The 19712-nt window shown below is 38.5% G+C and carries 18 protein-coding genes, 1 tRNA gene and 6 pseudogenes; 8 read left to right on the top strand and 17 right to left on the bottom strand.

Annotated elements, in window-relative coordinates; genetic code table 11:
- Positions 1-30 precede the first annotated feature (30 nt).
- The 6 genes and pseudogenes from mltC to traN form a co-directional block, all read left to right on the top strand.
- Positions 31-1104 carry a membrane-bound lytic murein transglycosylase MltC gene (gene mltC / locus M1F17_RS04455; RefSeq protein WP_004264664.1) on the top strand — a complete coding sequence of 358 codons (1074 nt, stop codon included), beginning with the start codon at positions 31-33 and terminating at the stop codon, positions 1102-1104.
- A gap of 183 nt (positions 1105-1287) precedes the next feature.
- A tRNA-Phe gene (locus M1F17_RS04450) sits at positions 1288-1363 on the top strand.
- Between the two features lie 195 nt (positions 1364-1558).
- Positions 1559-2824 (top strand): tyrosine-type recombinase/integrase, encoded by a 1266-nt coding sequence (locus M1F17_RS04445; protein ID WP_318837262.1) that lies wholly within the window; start codon positions 1559-1561, stop codon positions 2822-2824.
- A 110-nt stretch (positions 2825-2934) separates the two neighbouring features.
- Positions 2935-3219 (top strand): membrane protein, encoded by a 285-nt coding sequence (locus tag M1F17_RS04440; RefSeq protein ID WP_004917096.1) that lies wholly within the window; start codon positions 2935-2937, stop codon positions 3217-3219.
- 325 nt (positions 3220-3544) lie between these two features.
- Positions 3545-4129, top strand: a complete 585-nt coding sequence (locus tag M1F17_RS04435; protein ID WP_318837261.1) for an antirestriction protein ArdA — start codon at positions 3545-3547, stop codon at positions 4127-4129.
- A gap of 189 nt (positions 4130-4318) precedes the next feature.
- Positions 4319-4833: pseudogene (traN, locus tag M1F17_RS04430) on the top strand (conjugal transfer protein TraN); the annotation flags it as partial.
- A 114-nt stretch (positions 4834-4947) separates the two neighbouring features.
- Here traN and M1F17_RS04425 read toward each other — a convergent pair.
- The 3 genes and pseudogenes from M1F17_RS04425 to M1F17_RS04415 form a co-directional block, all read right to left on the bottom strand.
- Positions 4948-5127 carry an SMI1/KNR4 family protein gene (locus M1F17_RS04425; protein ID WP_163762181.1) on the bottom strand — a complete coding sequence of 60 codons (180 nt, stop codon included), beginning with the start codon at positions 5125-5127 and terminating at the stop codon, positions 4948-4950.
- A pseudogene (locus tag M1F17_RS04420) lies at positions 5075-5359 on the bottom strand (transposase); the annotation flags it as partial. The gene M1F17_RS04425 and the pseudogene M1F17_RS04420, both read right to left, overlap by 53 nt.
- A gap of 78 nt (positions 5360-5437) precedes the next feature.
- Positions 5438-6265 (bottom strand): glycosyltransferase, encoded by an 828-nt coding sequence (locus tag M1F17_RS04415; protein ID WP_318837260.1) that lies wholly within the window; start codon positions 6263-6265, stop codon positions 5438-5440.
- 132 nt (positions 6266-6397) lie between these two features.
- Between M1F17_RS04415 and M1F17_RS04410 the strand changes: the two are divergent.
- Positions 6398-6562 (top strand): annotated as a pseudogene (locus M1F17_RS04410) (IS1595 family transposase); the annotation flags it as partial.
- Between the two features lie 21 nt (positions 6563-6583).
- Here the strand turns inward: M1F17_RS04410 and M1F17_RS04405 are convergent.
- The 13 genes and pseudogenes from M1F17_RS04405 to M1F17_RS04340 form a co-directional block, all read right to left on the bottom strand.
- Positions 6584-6996, bottom strand: a pseudogene (locus tag M1F17_RS04405) (IS1 family transposase); the annotation flags it as partial.
- A gap of 69 nt (positions 6997-7065) precedes the next feature.
- The gene (locus tag M1F17_RS04400) at positions 7066-7512 is read right to left on the bottom strand and encodes a lipopolysaccharide biosynthesis protein (RefSeq protein ID WP_318837259.1); all 447 of its coding nucleotides are present in this window, start codon (positions 7510-7512) and stop codon (positions 7066-7068) included.
- 631 nt (positions 7513-8143) lie between these two features.
- Positions 8144-8353, bottom strand: a complete 210-nt coding sequence (locus M1F17_RS04390) for a hypothetical protein (RefSeq protein ID WP_318837258.1) — start codon at positions 8351-8353, stop codon at positions 8144-8146.
- Positions 8354-8376: 23 nt separating this feature from the next.
- A complete protein-coding gene (galE, locus tag M1F17_RS04385) occupies positions 8377-9399 on the bottom strand; it encodes a UDP-glucose 4-epimerase GalE (protein ID WP_181468816.1) in 1023 nt (340 codons plus the stop codon).
- Between the two features lie 17 nt (positions 9400-9416).
- The gene (locus tag M1F17_RS04380) at positions 9417-11495 is read right to left on the bottom strand and encodes a polysaccharide biosynthesis tyrosine autokinase (protein WP_318837257.1); all 2079 of its coding nucleotides are present in this window, start codon (positions 11493-11495) and stop codon (positions 9417-9419) included.
- Between the two features lie 33 nt (positions 11496-11528).
- A complete protein-coding gene (locus M1F17_RS04375; protein ID WP_014657219.1) occupies positions 11529-11957 on the bottom strand; it encodes a protein-tyrosine-phosphatase in 429 nt (142 codons plus the stop codon).
- Positions 11958-11962: 5 nt separating this feature from the next.
- Positions 11963-13108 (bottom strand): polysaccharide export protein, encoded by a 1146-nt coding sequence (locus tag M1F17_RS04370; protein ID WP_193450906.1) that lies wholly within the window; start codon positions 13106-13108, stop codon positions 11963-11965.
- 44 nt (positions 13109-13152) lie between these two features.
- On the bottom strand, positions 13153-14100 hold the full coding sequence (locus tag M1F17_RS04365) for an NAD-dependent epimerase/dehydratase family protein (RefSeq protein ID WP_318837256.1): 948 nt from the start codon (positions 14098-14100) through the stop codon (positions 13153-13155).
- A 109-nt stretch (positions 14101-14209) separates the two neighbouring features.
- Positions 14210-14386: a hypothetical protein gene (locus tag M1F17_RS04360; RefSeq protein ID WP_318837255.1), complete on the bottom strand. Its 177-nt coding sequence runs from the start codon at positions 14384-14386 to the stop codon at positions 14210-14212.
- 10 nt (positions 14387-14396) lie between these two features.
- Positions 14397-15222: pseudogene (locus M1F17_RS04355) on the bottom strand (IS5 family transposase).
- Between the two features lie 176 nt (positions 15223-15398).
- Positions 15399-16220 (bottom strand): beta-1,6-N-acetylglucosaminyltransferase, encoded by an 822-nt coding sequence (locus tag M1F17_RS04350; RefSeq protein WP_318837254.1) that lies wholly within the window; start codon positions 16218-16220, stop codon positions 15399-15401.
- A 493-nt stretch (positions 16221-16713) separates the two neighbouring features.
- A pseudogene (locus tag M1F17_RS04345) lies at positions 16714-17519 on the bottom strand (IS5 family transposase).
- Between the two features lie 407 nt (positions 17520-17926).
- A complete protein-coding gene (locus tag M1F17_RS04340; protein WP_211838789.1) occupies positions 17927-18976 on the bottom strand; it encodes a glycosyltransferase family 4 protein in 1050 nt (349 codons plus the stop codon).
- Positions 18977-19025: 49 nt separating this feature from the next.
- Between M1F17_RS04340 and M1F17_RS04335 the strand changes: the two genes are divergently transcribed.
- Positions 19026-19211: a hypothetical protein gene (locus tag M1F17_RS04335; RefSeq protein ID WP_181468811.1), complete on the top strand. Its 186-nt coding sequence runs from the start codon at positions 19026-19028 to the stop codon at positions 19209-19211.
- Positions 19212-19333: 122 nt separating this feature from the next.
- Here M1F17_RS04335 and M1F17_RS04330 read toward each other — a convergent pair whose 3' ends face one another.
- Positions 19334-19708 carry a hypothetical protein gene (locus M1F17_RS04330; protein ID WP_181468810.1) on the bottom strand — a complete coding sequence of 125 codons (375 nt, stop codon included), beginning with the start codon at positions 19706-19708 and terminating at the stop codon, positions 19334-19336.
- Positions 19709-19712: the final 4 nt, after the last annotated feature.

Raw genomic sequence — 19712 nt, 5'->3', positions numbered from 1 at the left:
GTAGACTTTTGCCCCAAGACTGTGAATCGTATGAAAAAACTATTTGCGCTGAGTTTGTTGATCCCTCTAATTATTTCTTGTTCTAGCAAGCAAAAATCTGACTTTAACCCTGATTATGTCAAAGATACCAATGGGTTCGATATATTAATGGGTCAATTTGCCCACAATATTGAAAATATTTGGGGCATTAAAGAAGTATTAATTGCGGGTCCAAAAGACTACGTAAAATATACCGATGAATACCGAACTCGTAGCCATATTAATTTTGATGCAGGGACCATTACGGTTGAGACTATTTCAGCGGTAGAGCCTTCACAGCACTTAAAGAAAGCTATTGTCACCACCTTATTAATGGGGGACGACCCCAATTCCATTGACCTCTATTCTGATATCAATGATATTCCTCACAGCAAAGAACCCTTTTTATTTGGCCAAGTGCTCGATAACACAGGAGAAGCGATTCGTTGGGAATGGAGAGCCACAAAGTTTGCTGATTATCTGATTGAAAATAAAATGCAGCGCAGACAGTCTGGTATGAATATTGTTTGGTCCGTGACTATGCAATTAGTACCAAACCATTTAGATAAACGGGCTCATAAATATTTACCTTATATTAAGAAATCTGCGGCCAAATATGGTGTTGATGAGTCATTAATCCTCGCGATTATGCAAATTGAGTCGAGTTTCAACCCTTATGCAGTTAGCCGCTCTGATGCGCTTGGTTTAATGCAAATTATGCCAAATACCGCCGGCAAAGATGTTTTCCGCTCACAAGGGAAATCCGGTGTTCCTAGCCGTAGCTATTTGTTTGACCCAGAAAAAAATATTGATACGGGTACGGCTTACTTAGCCATATTGCAAAACAGCTACTTAGGCGATATTCGTAATCAAACCTCACGCCGTTATGCTGTTATTACCGCATATAATGGCGGCGCAGGCAGCGTTCTGCGGGTGTTCCACAGCGATAAAAAGCAAGCCGCGCAGCGTATTAATAATTTAGAACCGGGTGAAGTGTATGAAACCTTGTCCACTAAGCACCCTGCAGCTGAGTCACGTAATTACCTGATTAAAGTGAACAAAGCACAGAAAAATTATCTACGTTAAAATTTTCCAATAGTGAATGCCAGCCAAAATCTGATTTAAGGCTGGCATTAGTCATTAACCTTAATAATTTTATGTGTTTTCGATTAAAAACTAGCTAACATGTTGAAAAAAAGCGCATACAGTCAAAAGTTTATTGAAAGCGCCTTGACTCAACCAATGAAATCAGGTTTAATACGCTCCGTTGCCCGGATAGCTCAGTCGGTAGAGCAGGGGATTGAAAATCCCCGTGTCCTTGGTTCGATTCCGAGTCCGGGCACCACCTTATTATCAACAGACGTCAACCGACGTCTGTTTTTGTTTGTAAAGCCCGCTAAAATCAACACTCTCCCAAAGTTTCAACTCCACTGAATTCTACTCGATTCTACCCACATCAACCCCATTGTGCGGGTACAATTGCGGGTATACACTAGTTCGATAGAATTTTGTACCCATTTTATCTTTCAGGAAGCTCACTATGGCACTGACTGACGCTAAAATTCGGGCGGCGAAACCCGATGTGAAATCCTATAAATTAACCGATGGTGCAGGTCTGCACTTATTGGTTCACACTAATGGTTCTAAGTACTGGCGATTACGCTATCGCCACTTAGGTAAAGAGAAAACCTTAGCATTGGGTTTATACCCTGATGTCTCTTTATCAGAGGCGCGTTTAAAACGTGATGAAGCAAGAAAGTTGATTGCTGACGGTATTGACCCGTGCGAACAAAAACGTGTGGCTAAAGCAGCTTCTGATGCAAATCTCTCTTTTGAAACCATCGCAAGACAATGGCATGCCAGCAATAAAAAATGGTCTGAATCACACAGTGAAAAGGTTTTAAAGAGTTTGGAGTCGCATGTCTTTCCTTATATTGGATTACGCGATATCACTACCCTCAAAACCCCTGACCTGCTTATTCCTATCCGTGCAGCAGAAAGTAAAGAGATTTATGAGATAGCTGCGCGTTTACAGCAACGTATCGCTGCTGTCATGCGTTATGCGGTGCAATCCGGTATTATTGGTTATAACCCTGCCATTGATACCGCAGGGGCTGTAACGACGGTACAACGCCAACATCGTCCAGCTCTTAACCTTGACCGTCTACCTGAACTCATTGCCCGTATCGATGCTTATAAAGGGCAACCCGTCACTCGCCTAGCTGTGATGTTAAATTTATTAGTGTTTATTAGGTCAAGCGAACTTCGCTATGCGCGTTGGTCTGAAATTGACTTCGATAAAGCCTTATGGACGATTCCTGCTCAGCGAAAGCCTATACCCGGCGTTAAATTCTCTCATAGAGGCGCTAAAATGCGCACTCCGCATTTAGTTCCCCTTAGCCACCAAGCCATCACTATACTGAAAGAAATTTGGGCATGGACGGGTGAACATGAATTGATCCTAACGGGCGCTCATAATCCCTTTAAGCCTATGAGCGAAAATACAGTCAATAAAGCCTTACGTGTGATGGGCTATGATACGAAGACTGAAATTTGTGGGCACGGTTTTAGAACGATGGCGTGTAGTTCATTAGTTGAATCAGGTTTATGGTCGAAGGATGCAGTAGAAAGACAAATGAGCCACCAAGAACGTAACTCAGTGAGGGCTGCTTATATTCATAAGGCAGAACATATTGATGAACGTCGATTAATGGTGCAATGGTGGGCTGATTTCCTCGATGCCAATAGAGAACAAGCTATCTCACCATTTGACTATGCCAAAGTGAATAACCCATTTAAGGTATAATTCATCTAACAGTAATACGTCTCATTCAATAATTAACCATTATCTCATAAGCCTCTGTCCTCACGGACAGGGGCTTTTTTGCTTTTAAATCAACCTAAAAGGAAATTATCATGGAAAATTACATTCGTTGCCCGGCCTGCGATTCAACCCGTATTCGTGAACGTCATATCGGGAAAAAGACCGGAGCTGTTGCTGGTGGCGTATCAGGCGCACTAGCTGGAGCGTCTATCGGCTCTGCTATTCCTGTTGTAGGGACGATTGCTGGTGCTGCGGTAGGCGCTCTATTTGGACGTTTAGTCGCTGGAGCTACTGCTGGGGCTGTGAGTGGTTCAGCTTTAGATGGCGTGGTATTTGATCGTTATGAATGTATCGAGTGTGAATACACGTTTGATTGATAGCGATAAATTAACGGAAACCCCTGATGGGGTTTCATCTCTTAGGAGTCTGTGAGTCTGAACTGCCCCTAGTTTATTGGACAGGGGCTTTTTTCGTTTTAACCCACGCAAATTGAGATCATGATAGAAAGCATAACATGTTATCGGGATTGTAAGGCAACTCATTATCTTGCTCTAAACCGTCATTAATCACGCTTTAAAGCAGATTATCTATTTTCAGCTGATGGGGATTTTATATCAACATCAGCTTCTAAAGGGAAATAGATCCCTTTATCAAAATATCGACATTAATTAAATCACAATACATCAATAATAGGACATGAATATGCGTATAACTGCGACGGCTTCCCCATACCTAAAATCGGGGATGATTTCTGTTTTTATTACGAATTTAGGTAAATATAACGAAGGTGAACTGGTCGGTGAGTGGCTTGAGCTTCCAGCAACCTCAAAAGAGATCGAACAGTGTTTAATGCGGATTGGCATTGATGATATTCACTATGAAGAGTATTTCTTGACCGACTATGAATCTTCAATTGATGGCCTTTCTTCTTACATTTCAGAATATAGCCTTTTAGATGAGTTGAACGAGTTAGCCTCGCGATTAGCCATGTTATCGCCTGATGAAATTGACCTTTATCAGGCAGCCATTGAAATCTGTTCTTCAACGAGTTCAATTCATGATTTAATTCATTTAGCGGATAATTTAGATTCTTTCCAGCAATTAGCGGGGGTCAATAATGAATATGATTTAGGTTATTACTGGATAGAAGAAAGTGGTTGTTATGATTTAGCACAACTGGGGCATTTATCCCATTACTTTGACTATGAACGCTATGGACGAGATGTTTGCCTTGAACAAGGGGGGATTTTTCACAGTGGAGGATATGTTTATCATACGGGGGGATAGATAGGACAACAACATGAGAGTCAAACCGCTTTCATCCCTTAAGGCGGGAAATAAAGAATGTCGTGGTACCCCAATGACATCCATAAGCTAGAACATTAATCAAACTAAACTCTATTTTAAGCCATCTTTACGGATATCCGTAAAGATGGATATTATGGTATTCTTTTTTTATTTAATTCAAACTATTAAATGGATACTTATCTGACGGCCTACATGATTTATTCAGTCACCATGATCCTCATTCAACTTATCTGGAAATGTGAGCTGAGTGAGTTTGAAATGAACGCTAAGCGGGTATTGAAGAGTTGCCATTATGTAGGCTCTAACCGCAAGTCTAAGTTCTTAGGTGCCTGTGTTGAAAAACGGCAGTCATATTGCTGCTTTACTTCGCCACTTTCACGGATCATTCAAGTGCGTCCGCAATTGGGTCTTGGTTGGGGCAGTGTGAAGTCACCAAACTGTGAAGGTTTGACCGCGAGTCAGTTAAATCAGGTAGATTGGAGCCAAGTCAATCTGGATGAATGGATACCTATTTTGTCGATCACGGGCAACCTACCCGAAGTACCGTCACTGGCTCAGGAAGTACGCTAAACGTGGATGGAAACCGTCAAAGTGCCGCAGACAGAGCCATTGAACGGCTAAACGGAATGGATGCCCAGAAACTGCGTCAGGAGGCGACGGAAGAAATTTCGGGGAATAACTGATTGCTCCTATAAGAAGTAGAAAAATATTGCAAACTGGTCGCTTTAATAAGCCAATTAAGTGACCAGTTTGGCCCTTTATTTCTACTAATATTCTCGCTTTAAGTTTCTTTTATATTACCTATTGATTTTGAGCAAGAAATCAGAAAACGTATTGTCGATCAGCTCTGTTTCTCCTGTCTCAAAATCCAGAAAGACGACCGTATCATTTTCCTTGTTAAAACAAATGTAGTTGCCGAAATTATCTATCGCAAGCAAGCAACCCGTTTTGCCAGAAGCGTTCAAATACGCCAGCATCCCGCCACTCCTGAAATCGGCGATGAGCAGAGCTTGACGAGCATATACCGGTGGCATTTAGCGCATTCCACTGGCAACCCGTCCTGAGTACGAAGAAAATGGCGTTCATTGCAGCGCGATTATCAACCCGCTTGCAGTGCGTACCCAGCGGGTGTTGAGTTTTATGCTCCGGAATCAGTGGAGCCATTTTCTCCCAGAGTTCATCACTGATTTGCCACTTGTTCCCCACCATGCTTTGCCCTCATAAATTATCATTATGTATTATCTGACAATTCCTTTTGGGATAGGTTCTAAGAATCCTTTTGCAAAATTATCTTAAATATTTATAAGCTAAGCTCATTAGCTTAGGGGGTAACAAATGAAAACAATAGCGACTGTATATTAACAGCATATTTTTTAAGCTAAACTTATTCAGCAAAAACATATAGCCTAATCTTAAGGATACTTCGCTTTTAGCCTTTGAAAGTCCAGCTCGACGAGTCATCGTATTTTCTTCCAGTCTATATCGTAGTAAAACATCAGGTAAATTATGGAATTTATAGTTTTTATAAAGTAGTTCTAACCAAAAAGCCATATCTTCTGTAAAGCAAGTGTGAGTTGGATACCGGTTTCCTTTTTCAAATACACGTCTTCTAAACATGACGGAGGGATGAATAAATGGACATCTAGTTATACTGAAATCTTCTAATTCTGAATGCTGAGAAGGTAATTTTTTTTCAACAAGAGCATAAGATGTTCCAAATTCCTCACAAGCTGTACCTAGAATATCAATTTCAGTATGGATATCCATGAACTGCTTTTGCTTTTCTAGACGTCGTGGTAATGAAATATCATCACTATCCATGCGGGCGATATACTCTATATGAGGATACATAAGAACTTTATCAATTAGTGCATTAAGTGCAAATGATAACCCTCTATTATATTCGGAATGTATTAATTCAATAATATGCTGTTTGTGTAAACATTCTAGGTATTCAAATTCTTGTTTTGGGATGATACCATCAACATATATAAGTATAAGAGGGATGATATTTTCTTGCTGACAAATACTGTTGATGGCATCTTTGATATATTCCAACTTATCATTTTTATAAATACTCATAATGACAGCGATATTATCAGTACGTAAGGTCATCGTGTTACTCATAGATTATAACAATTAAAAATAGATATCTTCCATTATACAACATGGAGTTTTAGGCGTCATTTTAATAAATAAATTCATTTGGGGCTGTCCTAGATAACTAAGATCGTCTAGGATAGTTTCATGAGAAAAAGCAGACTCAGTCAGTACAAACAGGAACGGTTACTTGAGCTGTTTATTGCAGGCTCTACAGCCCGTATTGCCGCAGAGCTGGTTGGTGTCCACAGGAACACTGCCGCATACTATTTTCATCGGCTCAAAGTGCTGATAGCAGAGCATGTTTATCATACGGGGGGATAGGACAACAACATGATAGTCAAACCGCTTTAAGCGAGGCTCCCATGCATACCACAACCAACGCTGACGTTTTTTGTTACCGATAAATGACCACATCTCATCGACCTCACAAATGAGTTGAATTTGTAGGTTATCTAGGGGCAGTGTTGTTACATTCCGTGGCGAGAGTTTTTTAAAGTGCGAACAACCGCATTAATGCTGATATGAAGGGCCCTAGCAGTATCACGAATACCGGCATTATTCATCGTGAGGTCGATAATTTTATCTTTAGTTCCGGGTTGGCAAGCACGATATTTATAATCGAGTTGGAAGCTTCGTCAGCAATCTTGGCAACGATAACGTTGATGACCAGTGCTACCTAATCCATGTTTTTTCACTGGGGGCGTTTGTTGACAAAATGGGCACCTTACATCGACTTTAGCCATGAATATTCTCCGATAAATTACCCTATATTACAGGTTAATCACCGGATTGAATACATGACCGCTTTGCCGTCATAAATTATCATTATGTATTATCTGACAATTCCTTTTGGGATAGGTTCTAAGTATAATTGCCTGTATAATTGTTACACGAGCTGTGAGTTTAAATTGTTTTTTCCTAATGCACCATTGAGTAAGTGTTTCTTGATATGCTGAAAAAAACATCACCATCGGAATAAAAAGTAAAAATTCTTTTATAATCCCAAGTCTTAAAATGTTAGCTATCCAATCATTTTCTATTAACAAGATCAATGCTATTAATACCGATACTAAGATTGCCAATCTAATACTAAGAATAGCAATACCTTTAGCATTTGCGTCTGATTTAGGCAACACAATAGCAATGGGATAAGTAAGGGCTGCTATTGGCGCTAATACTGTTAAAACAGCTGTAAATGTTCCTAATATACCAAATACTTCAGGGCCATATAAGCGAGTTATAATTGGTGAAAACAGCATACTTATTATTTGAGCACCAGCTGTGCCACTTGCTATAATTATAACATTTCTAATAAACTTATTACTGACTATATTTTTTAATTTTCTATTTATTTTTAATGATATTTTTTTTAAACACTGATGAAATATCTCTATGTGATTAAATTATGTTTTACGCCTTGATTTTCCCAGTTAATGAGACTTCTTCCCATTTTTTTGGAACTTGCATGTATCGATTTAGTCATTCAGCCATCTATCGCAAGCCAGTAACCCATTCAGCTAGAAGAATTCATAAACGTAAGCATCATGCCAAGCCTGAAAACGACGATAAGCAATACTGTATGAACAGATACCTGTTGCATTTAGAATACTCCACTGCTAACCAGTTCTGAGCAAATAAAAATACTATTCATTACAGTCATATTATCTATGCGTCTGTGATATGCTACAAGAGAATGGTGGATTTTATATTCTAGGATAAGCGAAGCCATGTTATTCCAGCGTTCATAGCTAATATTTATCACTTACTACCTGCTGCCCATTATTCTTAGAAATTATCTTAGTTCATTATACAACAAATCTTTTTGGGATAGACTCTTAAAGTAATAATTTGCATATTTTATCCATCAGCTCTTTGAGCTGTAGCCATCGTTTAAGTTAACGTTTTATTTTCATTGATATTCTTTGTTTTATCTTCAAAGTGTTGTTTAAAAACCAAAACCTCACTCATTTTTACCTTACCATGCCTATTTCTTTTCGGTAACGATAATCCTTCTAATTCACACGTTGTTCTATATAACATGGCTAAATATTCTGCCTTAACACCAATATATAGAGCAAAAGAATCTATATCAATATTCACATCTTAACCTAAGTCAAATAAAACTATTTATAGCCGTTGGGGTTTTGCGATTGCCAACGCCAGCTGTCATTAACCATATCTTGTACTGAATATTGTGCTTTCCATCCTAAATCATTAAAGGCCTTTTTAGGGCTAGACCAACATTCAGCGATATCGCCAGGGCGGCGCTCAACAATTTTATACGGGATAGGTTTACCTGATGCTTTTTCAAAAGCAGCAATCATCTCTAATACACTCGTTCCTTTACCCGTACCTAGGTTATAGATATGTAGGCCTGCTTGATGGCTGACATTATTTAATGCTGCAATATGACCGCTAGCTAAATCCATAACATGGATATAATCACGTACGCCAGTACCATCTGGAGTTGGGTAATCAGAGCCAAATACCATGACTTCTTTATGACGACCAACTGCTACTTGAGCGATATAAGGTGTTAGGTTATTTGGAATACCCTGTGGGTCTTCACCAATTAAACCTGATTGGTGTGCGCCAACGGGATTAAAGTAGCGTAGTAAAGTAACCGACCAATCGTTATGTGCAATATATAGATCAGCAAGAATACGCTCAACCATATATTTACTGGTGCCATATGGGTTGGTAGTACCACCGACTTTAGAGTCTTCGGTTAATGGTACTTCTTCTGGATCACCATACACAGTAGCCGATGAGCTAAAAATTAAGCTTTTGACGCCCGCTTTTTGCATACTGGCAAGTAATACTAACGTGCCATTGACGTTATTATCATAATACTCAATCGGTTTTTGAACGGATTCACCAACCGCTTTTAACCCAGCAAAGTGGATCACCGATGTGATTTGGTGCTCAGCAAAAATCGTATCCAGAATAGCGTTATCACGTACATCACCGGCATAGAAGACAGGTTTTTTACCTGTGATGGTTTCAATGCGGTTGAGTACTTCTGGGTTGGCATTACATAAATTATCTAAAATAATTGGCTGCATGCCTTGTTCAATCATCTGCACACAGGTATGGCTACCAATGTAGCCAAGACCGCCTGTGACTAAGACCTTTGTATGATTCATTTTAAATTCCTGTACGACTAGTACTCATAGACATAGTTATAGTCGTCTGATTTCGCATCGATACCATTGAGGATCACGCCTGTGATTTCGATATCGTTTTGTTTAAAGCGTTTTAGCGATAGCTCAATATCTTTCACCGTATTGACACCATAGTAGGCAATAAGCAGTGAGGTGCCGACGTACTTACCGATAATCGCGGAGTCAGTGATTGCTAAGATTGGGGCGGTATCGATAACCACGATATCATATTGCCCTTTCACCGTGTCGAGCAGGTGTTTAAAACGTTCTCCCATCAGTAACTCAGAAGAGTGAGTGACATTTTTACCACGGCAGATCACATCTAGGTTTTCAATCACACCACGGTGGATGGTCGGTTGCGTAATGTCCTGCTGAGCCAAATATTCGGATAACCCCGCTTTATTGCTTAAACCAAAGGCTTTATGAATACGGCCTTTACGTAAGTCGGTATCAATTAAGAGGACTTTTTTACCCGCATTAGCTAATACAACCGCCATATTAGAGGTAACAAAGCTTTTACCTACGCCCGGTGACGCACTACTGATCATCACCAAGTTATTCCCTTGGTTCATCACCGAGAAGTAAACGCTGGTACGCAGGGAACGGATGGCTTCTACTGCCGTATCGGCTGGGTTTTCCAATGCAAGTGGGCGCTTATTCCCCGCTGCAATTAATTTTTTCTCATGAGTAGAGAATGGAATAGTGGCATAGACGTTAACACCTAATGCATCGATATCTTCAGTACCTTTAATCTTATTATTAAAGAACTCACGGGCGATCACATAAGCGCAACCCACAATAAAACCGAGGATCGTCGCCAGAACCATTATGAGCGCTTTTTTCGGTGCCACGGCATTAGGTTGGGATTCTGCCGAGTCAATAATACGCACATCGGCGGTGATCCCGGAGTTTAATACGCTCAGCTCTTGCTGTTTGGCCACTAGCTGATTATAGATAGCTTGCTCGGACTCTACATCACGGGTTAAACGTACTATCTGTTGCTGGGTATTGGGAAGTTTTTGGATATTTTTACTGATTTTCTCTTTTTCACGTAACAGTTGCTGACGCTTATCCAACAATGATTGGTAAGCAGGGTGGTTACGGGTATAGAGCTGCTGGATCTCTACCTCTTTAAAGGTTAATTCATTGAGTTTTTCTTCGACTTGCAAGGCGCTATCAAGAGCTGATTTAGCCTCTAAGGACAGGTCGATAGATTCATTCTTTTTACGGAAAGCATTTAATTGGTTTTCATAGTTGTCCAATTTAGTTTTTACTTTCGGTAAGTATTCATCTAGGAATAGTAGAGTATTGTTGGTAACCTCTTTTTTGCGCTCGGTATTTTGAGCCACATAATTTTGAATAATACTATTCAGAATTTGCACATTTTTCGCTTTATCGGCACCTTTAATAGCAAGATTAATAATCCCCGTGCCTTTACCGACTTCTGCAATCGTTAAGGTATTACGTAGGTTTTCAATGGTCGAATAACGGGCATCTTTAGATAAGGTAAATTCTTGTCCGACTTCAGCATTGATTGAGGATACCAGCAAGCTGATTTCATCTTGTTTTAGGAGTTCGCCCACTTTGCCTTCAAAGGTTTGGTTATCAATATGAAGAGCATAACGGTTTTCGCCTAAATAGGTCACAATAGCGGGTTCACCAATAAGATGTTCAGGTAAAGAATAGAGGGAAATAGCGATAGAAGCTTTGTCTCCCCAAAGCCTATCGAAAAAACCAGCCGGTGCGGTGTGGGTATCTAAATTAAGGTCTGCAACCGTTTTACCGAGCACCATCCGAGACTTAATGACCTCGATTTCGGAATCGGCTTGGCTATTACTATTAGCAAATGGCATCACATCGCTCATTTGATCTAACAATGAAACTTGGCTCATTTTATCGTATTGCAGTGTCGCATTGGCTTGATAGATTGGTGTCGCTAGAAAACTATAAGCGGCACCAATAACAATAAAAAAGAGGGTAAAAAAGCCGATTTTAAGGTAGCTGGATTTGAGTATCTTAAAGAGCGCCAGCAGATCGATTTCGTCAGAGGCAGCGGAGCTGGTTTTTGTCGTGTTCATAATCAATTAACGTTAAGCCTTCAAATAGTAAAATTAAATTTTCCCTTGCCACTGTATAACGGCTTTTTCCATCAGTTGATAAACATGCTCGAACATTTCATCACTGCGTTTATGCGGATCTGGGATCTCGGTTTTATTTAGCCACTGGCCGAACAGCATGACTTTGCCACGCGTCTCGGGGAATTGTTGATGGATTCTATCAATATGGTCGTTTTCCATCACTAGGATTAAGTCTGCTTCTTTACATAATTCACTGGTTAAACGACGTGATTGATGACCATCTAAAGAGAGATTGTGGTTTTGTGCAATACGGATGGCGCTATCATAAGCGGGGCGATCCTCTTTGGCGATAATGCCTGCGGAGTGCACTTTTTTATCGGGGAAATGGGTTTGTAATAGGCGCTCCCCCGTGGGGGAGCGGCAAATATTCCCCATACAGACAACGAGAATATTATTAAACATATGGATTACCAGTCATGAATACGTTTAGTCCCTTCGGTTAACTGATTATATGACGCGATGGTTGGTAGCAATTGGGTGATTAGGCGGTTCCAACGTACAACTGGAGCGGCAGTAACATAAACTAAGTCATAAGGTTGCAGTTTAAATTCCGTTCCCATCACCATGGCAGTGGCATCGGATAAATCTAACTGATAGACCGCCGCCATTTTTTTCGGCAGTAGGGCATCCAGCTCTTTATCCCCTGAGGTTTGGTTTTTAATTGGACGGATGACAAATACGCCAGTTGCATTAGCGGTATTTTGATCTGTACCGCCTGCTTTACTCAGTGCCTCAGTAATACTCATGCCAGCACGGTCAATGGTTAGGGTGTTTGGCTGACCCACTTCGCCCATCACAAACACTTTTTGCCCGTCATTACGTGGTACATATAGTACATCACCCGGTAGCATCAGATGGTTTTGGGTTAGGTCGCCATACTGAACTAATGCTTGCAGTGAGATTTTTATCTCTTTGCCATTTCGGGTGAGTACGACATTGTCCCAATCGGCTTTTTCAGTCAGGCCGCCTGCATTATTAAAAGCCTCTAAAACTGTTAGCGGCACGTTAGTAATCGGTAATGTACCGGGTTTAGCCACTTCACCTGAAACATACATTTTCTGTGAGCGGAAGGCGGCAATACTGACATCCACTTGTGGTGATTCGATATAAGTCGATAGACGGTTACTCACTAGATTACGGATTTCAGTGACCGTTTTGCCTATGACTTTCACTTTACCGATATACGGATAGTAGATAGTACCATCGGAATGCACCCAGTTACCGGAGTCCGCAGCGCTACGGTAAGAGCCGGCAGGAATGGTTAACTCAGGGTGATCCCATACCGTAATGGTTAATACATCACCCACACCAACACGGTACTCATAGGTTGCCAGTTGCTTCTCTAGGGTTGGGTTGGGTTTTGCAATAACTTGTGGGGTATACATCTCATCTAATAGTTTTGGCGAGATCGGGTAGATATCGACAAATTTAGAAATATCACGATCGCCAGTGTCGACGACATTTTTTCCCGAGGTAGACATATAGACACCAGGGGTAACAGTACAGCCAGTTAATGCTGTGAGCATGATTGCAATAACAGAAAGACGTTTCATAAACACTCGCGATCCCTTTGGCAAGATGATTAAAAATATTTTATTTATTTAAATTCATACTGAACAGTATTAGCAATCCCTTTCTCCAGTGTGACTGGCGGTGTGAAAGAGGTGTCAGCAATATAGTTTGACTTAAACTGTGTTCTAGCACAAAATTTTTTCACTCGAATACTGCTTACTGAAAATTCTTTACCTGTCAGTTTAGATAAGATATCGAAACAATACCCGCCCATAATACCGATAGGATAAGGAATACGAATATTAGATTTGGACTTACCTAAAGCATTACAAATGACGGTAGTTAGTTCATCCATCGTAAAATCTGGCTTATCAATATAGTTAAAAACGTGTTTACCTTCAGTGAAGGTAGTAGCGAAATGGATAAATGCTGCAACGTTTTCAACATATGCCATCGATTTTTGGTTATTACCACCACCAATCATTAAAAAACGACCGGAAGCAATTTGACGGAATAGATTATAAACATTTCCACGATTATTCTCGACAAATACCACCGTTGGACGAATAGTAACTAGTATATTGTCACTTGATTTAGTTTGCCAAGCATCATACACATGTTCGGCTTGTAATTTTGATTTTCCATAATCATTAAATGGATGATATTCACCATCTTCACCAGTCTCTTTTTCTACAAAGCCATAAACAGCAACGGAAGAGGTAAATACGATATGTTTAATACCAAGTTGTTCAGCGACATCACAGACATTTTTCGCTCCATCCACGTTTACTTCGTAGTATAGGCTAATAGGATGAACGTTATCTTTATGTTGGGCGGAAAGGTTAATGATTACATCACTTCCTTTTAATGGCTCAACAAGTGTTTCAGGTTTAGTCACATCCCCAAACTCCCACTTTTCAGGGTGAGCTTCACTTTTTTGAATGTCGACGATTTTAAAATCAATGTTTTGGGATTTTAGTTGGTTAGATAGGCGAGTACCGATAAAACCAGAGCCACCGATGATTGTTAACATAATAAACCTTTATTTTCTTAATTTTTTGTAAAGCGTTGAAAGTATTGAGGTCGGTAATAACCTAGGGATACTACGCATGATGAAATTAGTATATGCATTGACGGGTGAATCAATTTTTTTTCTCAATCTTCAATTTAGCTAGTTGAAATTCACTTTTTATATAAGCTATGCCTTTGCGCCTTTTTACCATTGAATCACCGCCTCTTACTTTAACTAAGCAATCTTGTAAGTTAGCAACTTTGTGGCCAGCGGCAATAATCCTAATCCACAAATTATAATCTTCCATGTATAAGAACCTATCCCAATAGGATTTTATTCCAGACAATGATACCACAGACAAAATGCAGCATCGCCTCATAATTCTCGACCTTCTTCTCCCAACGAGTCAGGACACGACGGTAGCGATTCATCCAACTGTGTGTTCTCTCTACAACCCAGCGATGGGCCTTAAAATCCGTGTTTTTGATGGCTTCTGATTCATCCTTCCGTGACTGGATATGAGGTTCATAGCGACGACTTTTCAGATACGCTCCCAACCATTCCGCTTCATACCCTTTGTCCATGCACAACCGGAGCCTCTTGCCCGGTCTGCCCGTCTGGAGGGCATCGAGCGTATCCGCAACCAGCTTTATGTCGTGCGTATTTGCTCCAGCGACAACCAGCGCAAGAGGAAGTCCGTTCCCGTCAGTCATCAGACTGCGCTTTACGCCCCGTTTTCCCCGGTCTGTTGGGTTCCTGCCTGTTTTTTTGAGCCTGCCAGCGGTGATTTGGTCATACAACCATCCATCGACAGCCACGACCAGTCAATAGCATCCAACTGTTCGCAAGCAAGCAACCCGTTTTGCCAGAAGCGTTCAAATACTCCAGCATCCCGCCATTCCTGAAATCGGCGATGAGCAGAGCTTGACGAGCATATACCGGTGGCATTTAGCGCATTCCGGTGGCATTTAGCGCATTCCACTGGCAACCCGTCCTGAGTACGAAGAAAATGGCGTTCATTGCAGCGCGATTATCAACCCGATTGCGGAGCGTACCCAGCGGGTGTTGAGTTCTATGCTCCGGGATGAGAGGAGCCATTTTCTCCCAGAGTTCATCACTGATTTGCCACTTGTTACCCACCATGCTTTGCCCTCATAAATTATCATTATGTATTATCTAACAATTCCTTTTGGGATAGGTTCTAAGTGCCTGTCCTAGATATTGAGGTTTTTCATTTTTATATACGGATAAAAGAACTGAAAATTTTAGCATTTTTACCATCAGTGAATTAACAATTTTACATTATAATACTTAGATAATTATTTGTTATCTAATAGAGATAAACTCGTTTTCTCATCTACTTTCCTAATGAACCAGTAATTATTTTTTTCTTGCACCTCCTTTATTTGTTGGATGGTAAGATATTCTGGATTCGCTTTTCCTTTAAAAATAACAAATCTTTTATTATCATCAGTGATGCCTTGAATATTAAATTTTCTAACTAAAATTTGAAATGCATGTTCATCACTGCAAGTTATTTTTTTGAAGTCATGGAAGAATGTGGTTGAATTGTTTATGTCTATAATAGATTGTGCTAAATCTCTATTTATTGAAAACCAGGACGAACCAAAATAAAAATTATCTTTTGGTATTTTAGAATTGTGAACTATAAATGATGATAATTTTATTAGTTTATTTAAAACTCTACCTAGAAAAGAACGAAAAAAATGAGTATCAACATGAGGAATTAAAACTTTTAACCTCCAATCATTGCTCTTATTAAGATGACTTTCAATATAGTTATTTTGAGGTGTTATATTCCATTCTTCCTCAATTTCATTAAATCTTTTTAGTGGGTAGCACTCACTACTCAAAAAATGAAAATATTTATTATTAGGTTCTAATAGTGCAGTTGTTAATAGTTTTAAAGTAGCAGCGACTTGACTATACCCCCCCCAATATACATCAATTCGATCTTCTAATAAGGTAATATTCGGTATATTTTGTGATTTGATTTCTTCATAAATTAATGGGCTTTTTTTATCAACATGTATATAGAACCTAATCGTAGGATTTTTCTTTGCTAATATGCAAAGATATTTTGAGTTTTTGTGTGTTTGGATTAAAACTGCAGTTTTCATTGGTTTACCTATTTGTATATTAAGAGCCTATTTCAATAGGAGGTAAATTCATCACCTTACCCAGCCATATCGATGTTTAAAAGTCAGGCTGTATAAGGTTTTGGTTACAGTGATAATATATTTTTTATGCGATAATTAATCCCTATTGAGATAGGCTCTAAAGAAGTATATAGTTCAATTTTTATACTCTCCTTTAAAGCTATGCTTTTAGTTTAACGAGTGAGTAAAAACAATAATGTGTTTACTTTTAATAAGAACAAGGAGCTCCCAATTTTTTTAAAGGTAATGGTGTGTTTTTAAAAGTAAAAATATTTTTATTCAGATTTTTTATATTTATCTAGATAGTTAATATTTTGACCATGCATCATAGATAGTTTTGCTATTCTGTATACATAGTGAACGAGATATGCATTATTAATGTTTTTTTCATATTGATGAAAAATATTTTTCTCGTTCAAAAAACGTTTCATATCACAAATAGACCAGTAAGAACCTATCCCAATAGAGTTTTATTCCAGACAATGATACCACAGGCAAAATGCAGCATCGCCTCATAATTCTAGACCTTCTTCTCCCAACAAGTCAGGATACGACGGTAGCGATTCATCCAACTGTGTGTTCTCTCTACAACCCAGCGGTGAGCCTTAAAATCCGTGTGTTTGATGGCTTCTGATTCATCCTTCCGTGACTGGATATGAGGCTCATAGCCCTTGTTGTTCAGATACGCTCCCAACCATTCCGCTTCATACCCTTTGTCCATGCACAACCGGAGCCTCTTGCCCGGTCTGCCCGTCTGGAGGGCATCGAGCGTATCCGCAACCAGCTTTATGTCGTGCGTATTTGCTCCAGCGACAACCAGCGCAAGAGGAAGCCCGTTCCCGTCAGTCATCAGACTGCGCTTTACGCCCCGTTTTCCCCGGTCTGTTGGGTTCCTGCCTGTTTTTTTGAGCCTGCCAGCGGTGATTTGGTCATACAACCATCCATCGACAGCCACGACCAGTCAATAGCGTCCAACTGTTCGCAAGCAAGCAACCCGTTTTGCCAGAAGCGTTCAAATACGCCAGCATCCCGCCATTCCTGAAATCGGCGATGAGCAGAGCTTGACGAGCATATACCGGTGGCATTTAGCGCATTCCACTGGCAACTGGTCCTGAGTACGAAGAAAATGGCGTTCATTGCAGAGCGATTATCAACCCGCTTGCGGTGCGTACCCAGCGGGTGTTGAGTTCTATGCTCCGGGATGAGAGGAGCCATTTTCTCCCACAGTTCATCACTGATTTGCCACTTGTTGCCCACCATGCTTTGCCGTCATAAATTATCATTATGTATTATCTGACAACTCCTTTTGGGATAGATTCTAAATTTATAACTAAACGAAGCATAGTAATATCTATTTTAATACTCTGAGTTTGACATAGTATATTCTATAACTAGAACATGCAGGCCATTATAGTCTTTTTTGATTTTTTGGCTCATTTTTCATACCGAGCCGTCATTGCTCAGTATTTGGAGGCATTTTTTATTTTTGGCGAAACCATTATAATAGCTCCATCTGCCAGCTATTTTTTATACCGGAAAGGTTAATACACACTAATCTTTTTCATAAAAAATATTAAATTTTTACTTCATTTAGAATTAGGGTCGCATTATGCTATAGTTGTTTTAATTTCGTTGAAAGTAGTTACCTCAATAGTATAGAATATAAATTAACTAATTATTTTTTTTATAGATAAATTAGCAATTGACTGCCAATTATAACTTTCATTTACTAAATTTTTTGCATTAGTTGACATTTCTATTAATTCGTTCTCAGGCATATTTTTTATTTTGTTTAAAGTATAATAAATGTCGTTGATATTTTTTATAACAAAGCCACAGTTATATTTTTTTACAATTTTCGCCATATTAGTTCCTTCAGTTAGTAAGCAAATGTTTCCATACGCTAGTGCTTCTAATACTGATACTGGTAGGCCTTCGTAACGAGAGGTCATAATAAATATATTATTACTTTCTAAAACTTCTTCTTTTTTAAGTCCAAATATAGGTGGCCTAATTATAATGTTTTTATTGGGTTTTAGATTTGTTAATTCAATAGTTTGTTTTTTATCAGCACCGTAGATATTAAATAAAATATTACTTTGTGTTTTTTTATAAAAAATGTTAAGACTGTTTATTAATAGATCCAATCCTTTGTGGTAAATATCACACCTACCTAAATAGAAAGGTTTTATTTTTTTAAAGTTTTTTTGCTTTATGGGAGTATTCACACCCACTCCATTAGGTAAAATATATGTTTTTATTTTATTAGAAATAAAAATAGAATCATTTTTTTCTTCTTCATTTAAGTATTGTATGAAGTTAACATGTTGAAATGATATTTTTTTAAATATAGAAAGGTAAATTGACTTCTTTATTTTTTTATGAAGTATAGTTCTTTTCATTAAAGAACAATGAGGGACAAGTATTATTTTGAATCCCATCAGTTTCAGTGATGTAATTAAAATAGGTGATTTTATTTTAAAAATACCATGCACATAGATAAAATCTGGAGAGTAAGACTTTATCTGAAAGAGTAATTTAAAAAAAGAAATTGTTTTAAATTCAGCTTTTTGCTTTAACTTATCATCAGAGGAAAAAGCAAGGTGGAGACTTTCTATATGTGGTATTTTATTCTGATATTTAGATAAATTAGATACAACATTAGTAATACCATCACCGGCATTATATGTTTTATGGTATAAGTGTAATAGTTTCATTTAATAAAAGTAATAGTCATTTTTAATATAAAAGGATATGTTCGTTATAATGTATACGATTAGCAGTAGAGCAGTATATAAATTCAATTTTGATATTCTAAATAATTCATATATCAATATGGGAGAAATAGCTAAGAAGACAAGTAAAGCTCGTCCAGATAAGACTGCAATTGAAGGTGTAGATAAACAAAAAACAAGAATGATAATAGATAATTTGACTATAGGTATTCTATAACTAACATTTACTTTTATTCCATAAAGTAATAATGCCAAAAAGACGAATGTAAATAGAATTGAAGACCATGATTTATTTCCAAGATAGGAGTCTGAGCCAATATAATATTTAAATCGGGTAAATTAAATTATACTTTCTATATTTAATACTACTAAATTTATTAGCATAATCGATGATATTAATAATAAGAATCCTTTTGCTTTATTAATAATTAAATAGTGATAGTTTAATTTCCTTGAGAAAATAAAAAGTAGTGCAAGAATAGCTATGCCATAATGAAATAGAGTCGAAGTATAATAAGGAGATGTCGTAAATTTATCCTCTCTGACTTTAGAACTGAAAGTTATAGGTTTTTCAGAGACACCAATAGACGGTGAAATTACATATATATTTTCATCACCTAGCATTTTTTGTAAGAAAGCTGCTGATGTTGGATTTGCAAAATATTCGTTATTATAGTGAAAATACTTCTCACCTAAAAAAGCAATTATCTTCATAAAA

This window comes from Providencia sp. PROV073, from assembly GCF_033688125.1.
Taxonomy (GTDB): domain Bacteria; phylum Pseudomonadota; class Gammaproteobacteria; order Enterobacterales; family Enterobacteriaceae; genus Providencia; species Providencia hangzhouensis.
This window is presented reverse-complemented; position numbering and strand designations above follow the sequence as displayed.

Coding starts and splice junctions, on each gene's coding strand:
- mltC (WP_004264664.1), top strand. CDS start 31: ATGAAAAAACTATTTGCGCTGAGTTTGTTGATCCCTCTAATTATTTCT.
- M1F17_RS04445 (WP_318837262.1), top strand. CDS start 1,559: ATGGCACTGACTGACGCTAAAATTCGGGCGGCGAAACCCGATGTGAAA.
- M1F17_RS04440 (WP_004917096.1), top strand. CDS start 2,935: ATGGAAAATTACATTCGTTGCCCGGCCTGCGATTCAACCCGTATTCGT.
- M1F17_RS04435 (WP_318837261.1), top strand. CDS start 3,545: ATGCGTATAACTGCGACGGCTTCCCCATACCTAAAATCGGGGATGATT.
- M1F17_RS04425 (WP_163762181.1), bottom strand. CDS start 5,127: ATGCTGGCGTATTTGAACGCTTCTGGCAAAACGGGTTGCTTGCTTGCG.
- M1F17_RS04415 (WP_318837260.1), bottom strand. CDS start 6,265: ATGACCTTACGTACTGATAATATCGCTGTCATTATGAGTATTTATAAA.
- M1F17_RS04400 (WP_318837259.1), bottom strand. CDS start 7,512: ATGCTGTTTTCACCAATTATAACTCGCTTATATGGCCCTGAAGTATTT.
- galE (WP_181468816.1), bottom strand. CDS start 9,399: ATGAATCATACAAAGGTCTTAGTCACAGGCGGTCTTGGCTACATTGGT.
- M1F17_RS04380 (WP_318837257.1), bottom strand. CDS start 11,495: ATGAACACGACAAAAACCAGCTCCGCTGCCTCTGACGAAATCGATCTG.
- M1F17_RS04375 (WP_014657219.1), bottom strand. CDS start 11,957: ATGTTTAATAATATTCTCGTTGTCTGTATGGGGAATATTTGCCGCTCC.
- M1F17_RS04370 (WP_193450906.1), bottom strand. CDS start 13,108: ATGAAACGTCTTTCTGTTATTGCAATCATGCTCACAGCATTAACTGGC.
- M1F17_RS04365 (WP_318837256.1), bottom strand. CDS start 14,100: ATGTTAACAATCATCGGTGGCTCTGGTTTTATCGGTACTCGCCTATCT.
- M1F17_RS04360 (WP_318837255.1), bottom strand. CDS start 14,386: ATGGAAGATTATAATTTGTGGATTAGGATTATTGCCGCTGGCCACAAA.
- M1F17_RS04350 (WP_318837254.1), bottom strand. CDS start 16,220: ATGAAAACTGCAGTTTTAATCCAAACACACAAAAACTCAAAATATCTT.
- M1F17_RS04340 (WP_211838789.1), bottom strand. CDS start 18,976: ATGAAACTATTACACTTATACCATAAAACATATAATGCCGGTGATGGT.
- M1F17_RS04335 (WP_181468811.1), top strand. CDS start 19,026: ATGTATACGATTAGCAGTAGAGCAGTATATAAATTCAATTTTGATATT.
- M1F17_RS04330 (WP_181468810.1), bottom strand. CDS start 19,708: ATGAAGATAATTGCTTTTTTAGGTGAGAAGTATTTTCACTATAATAAC.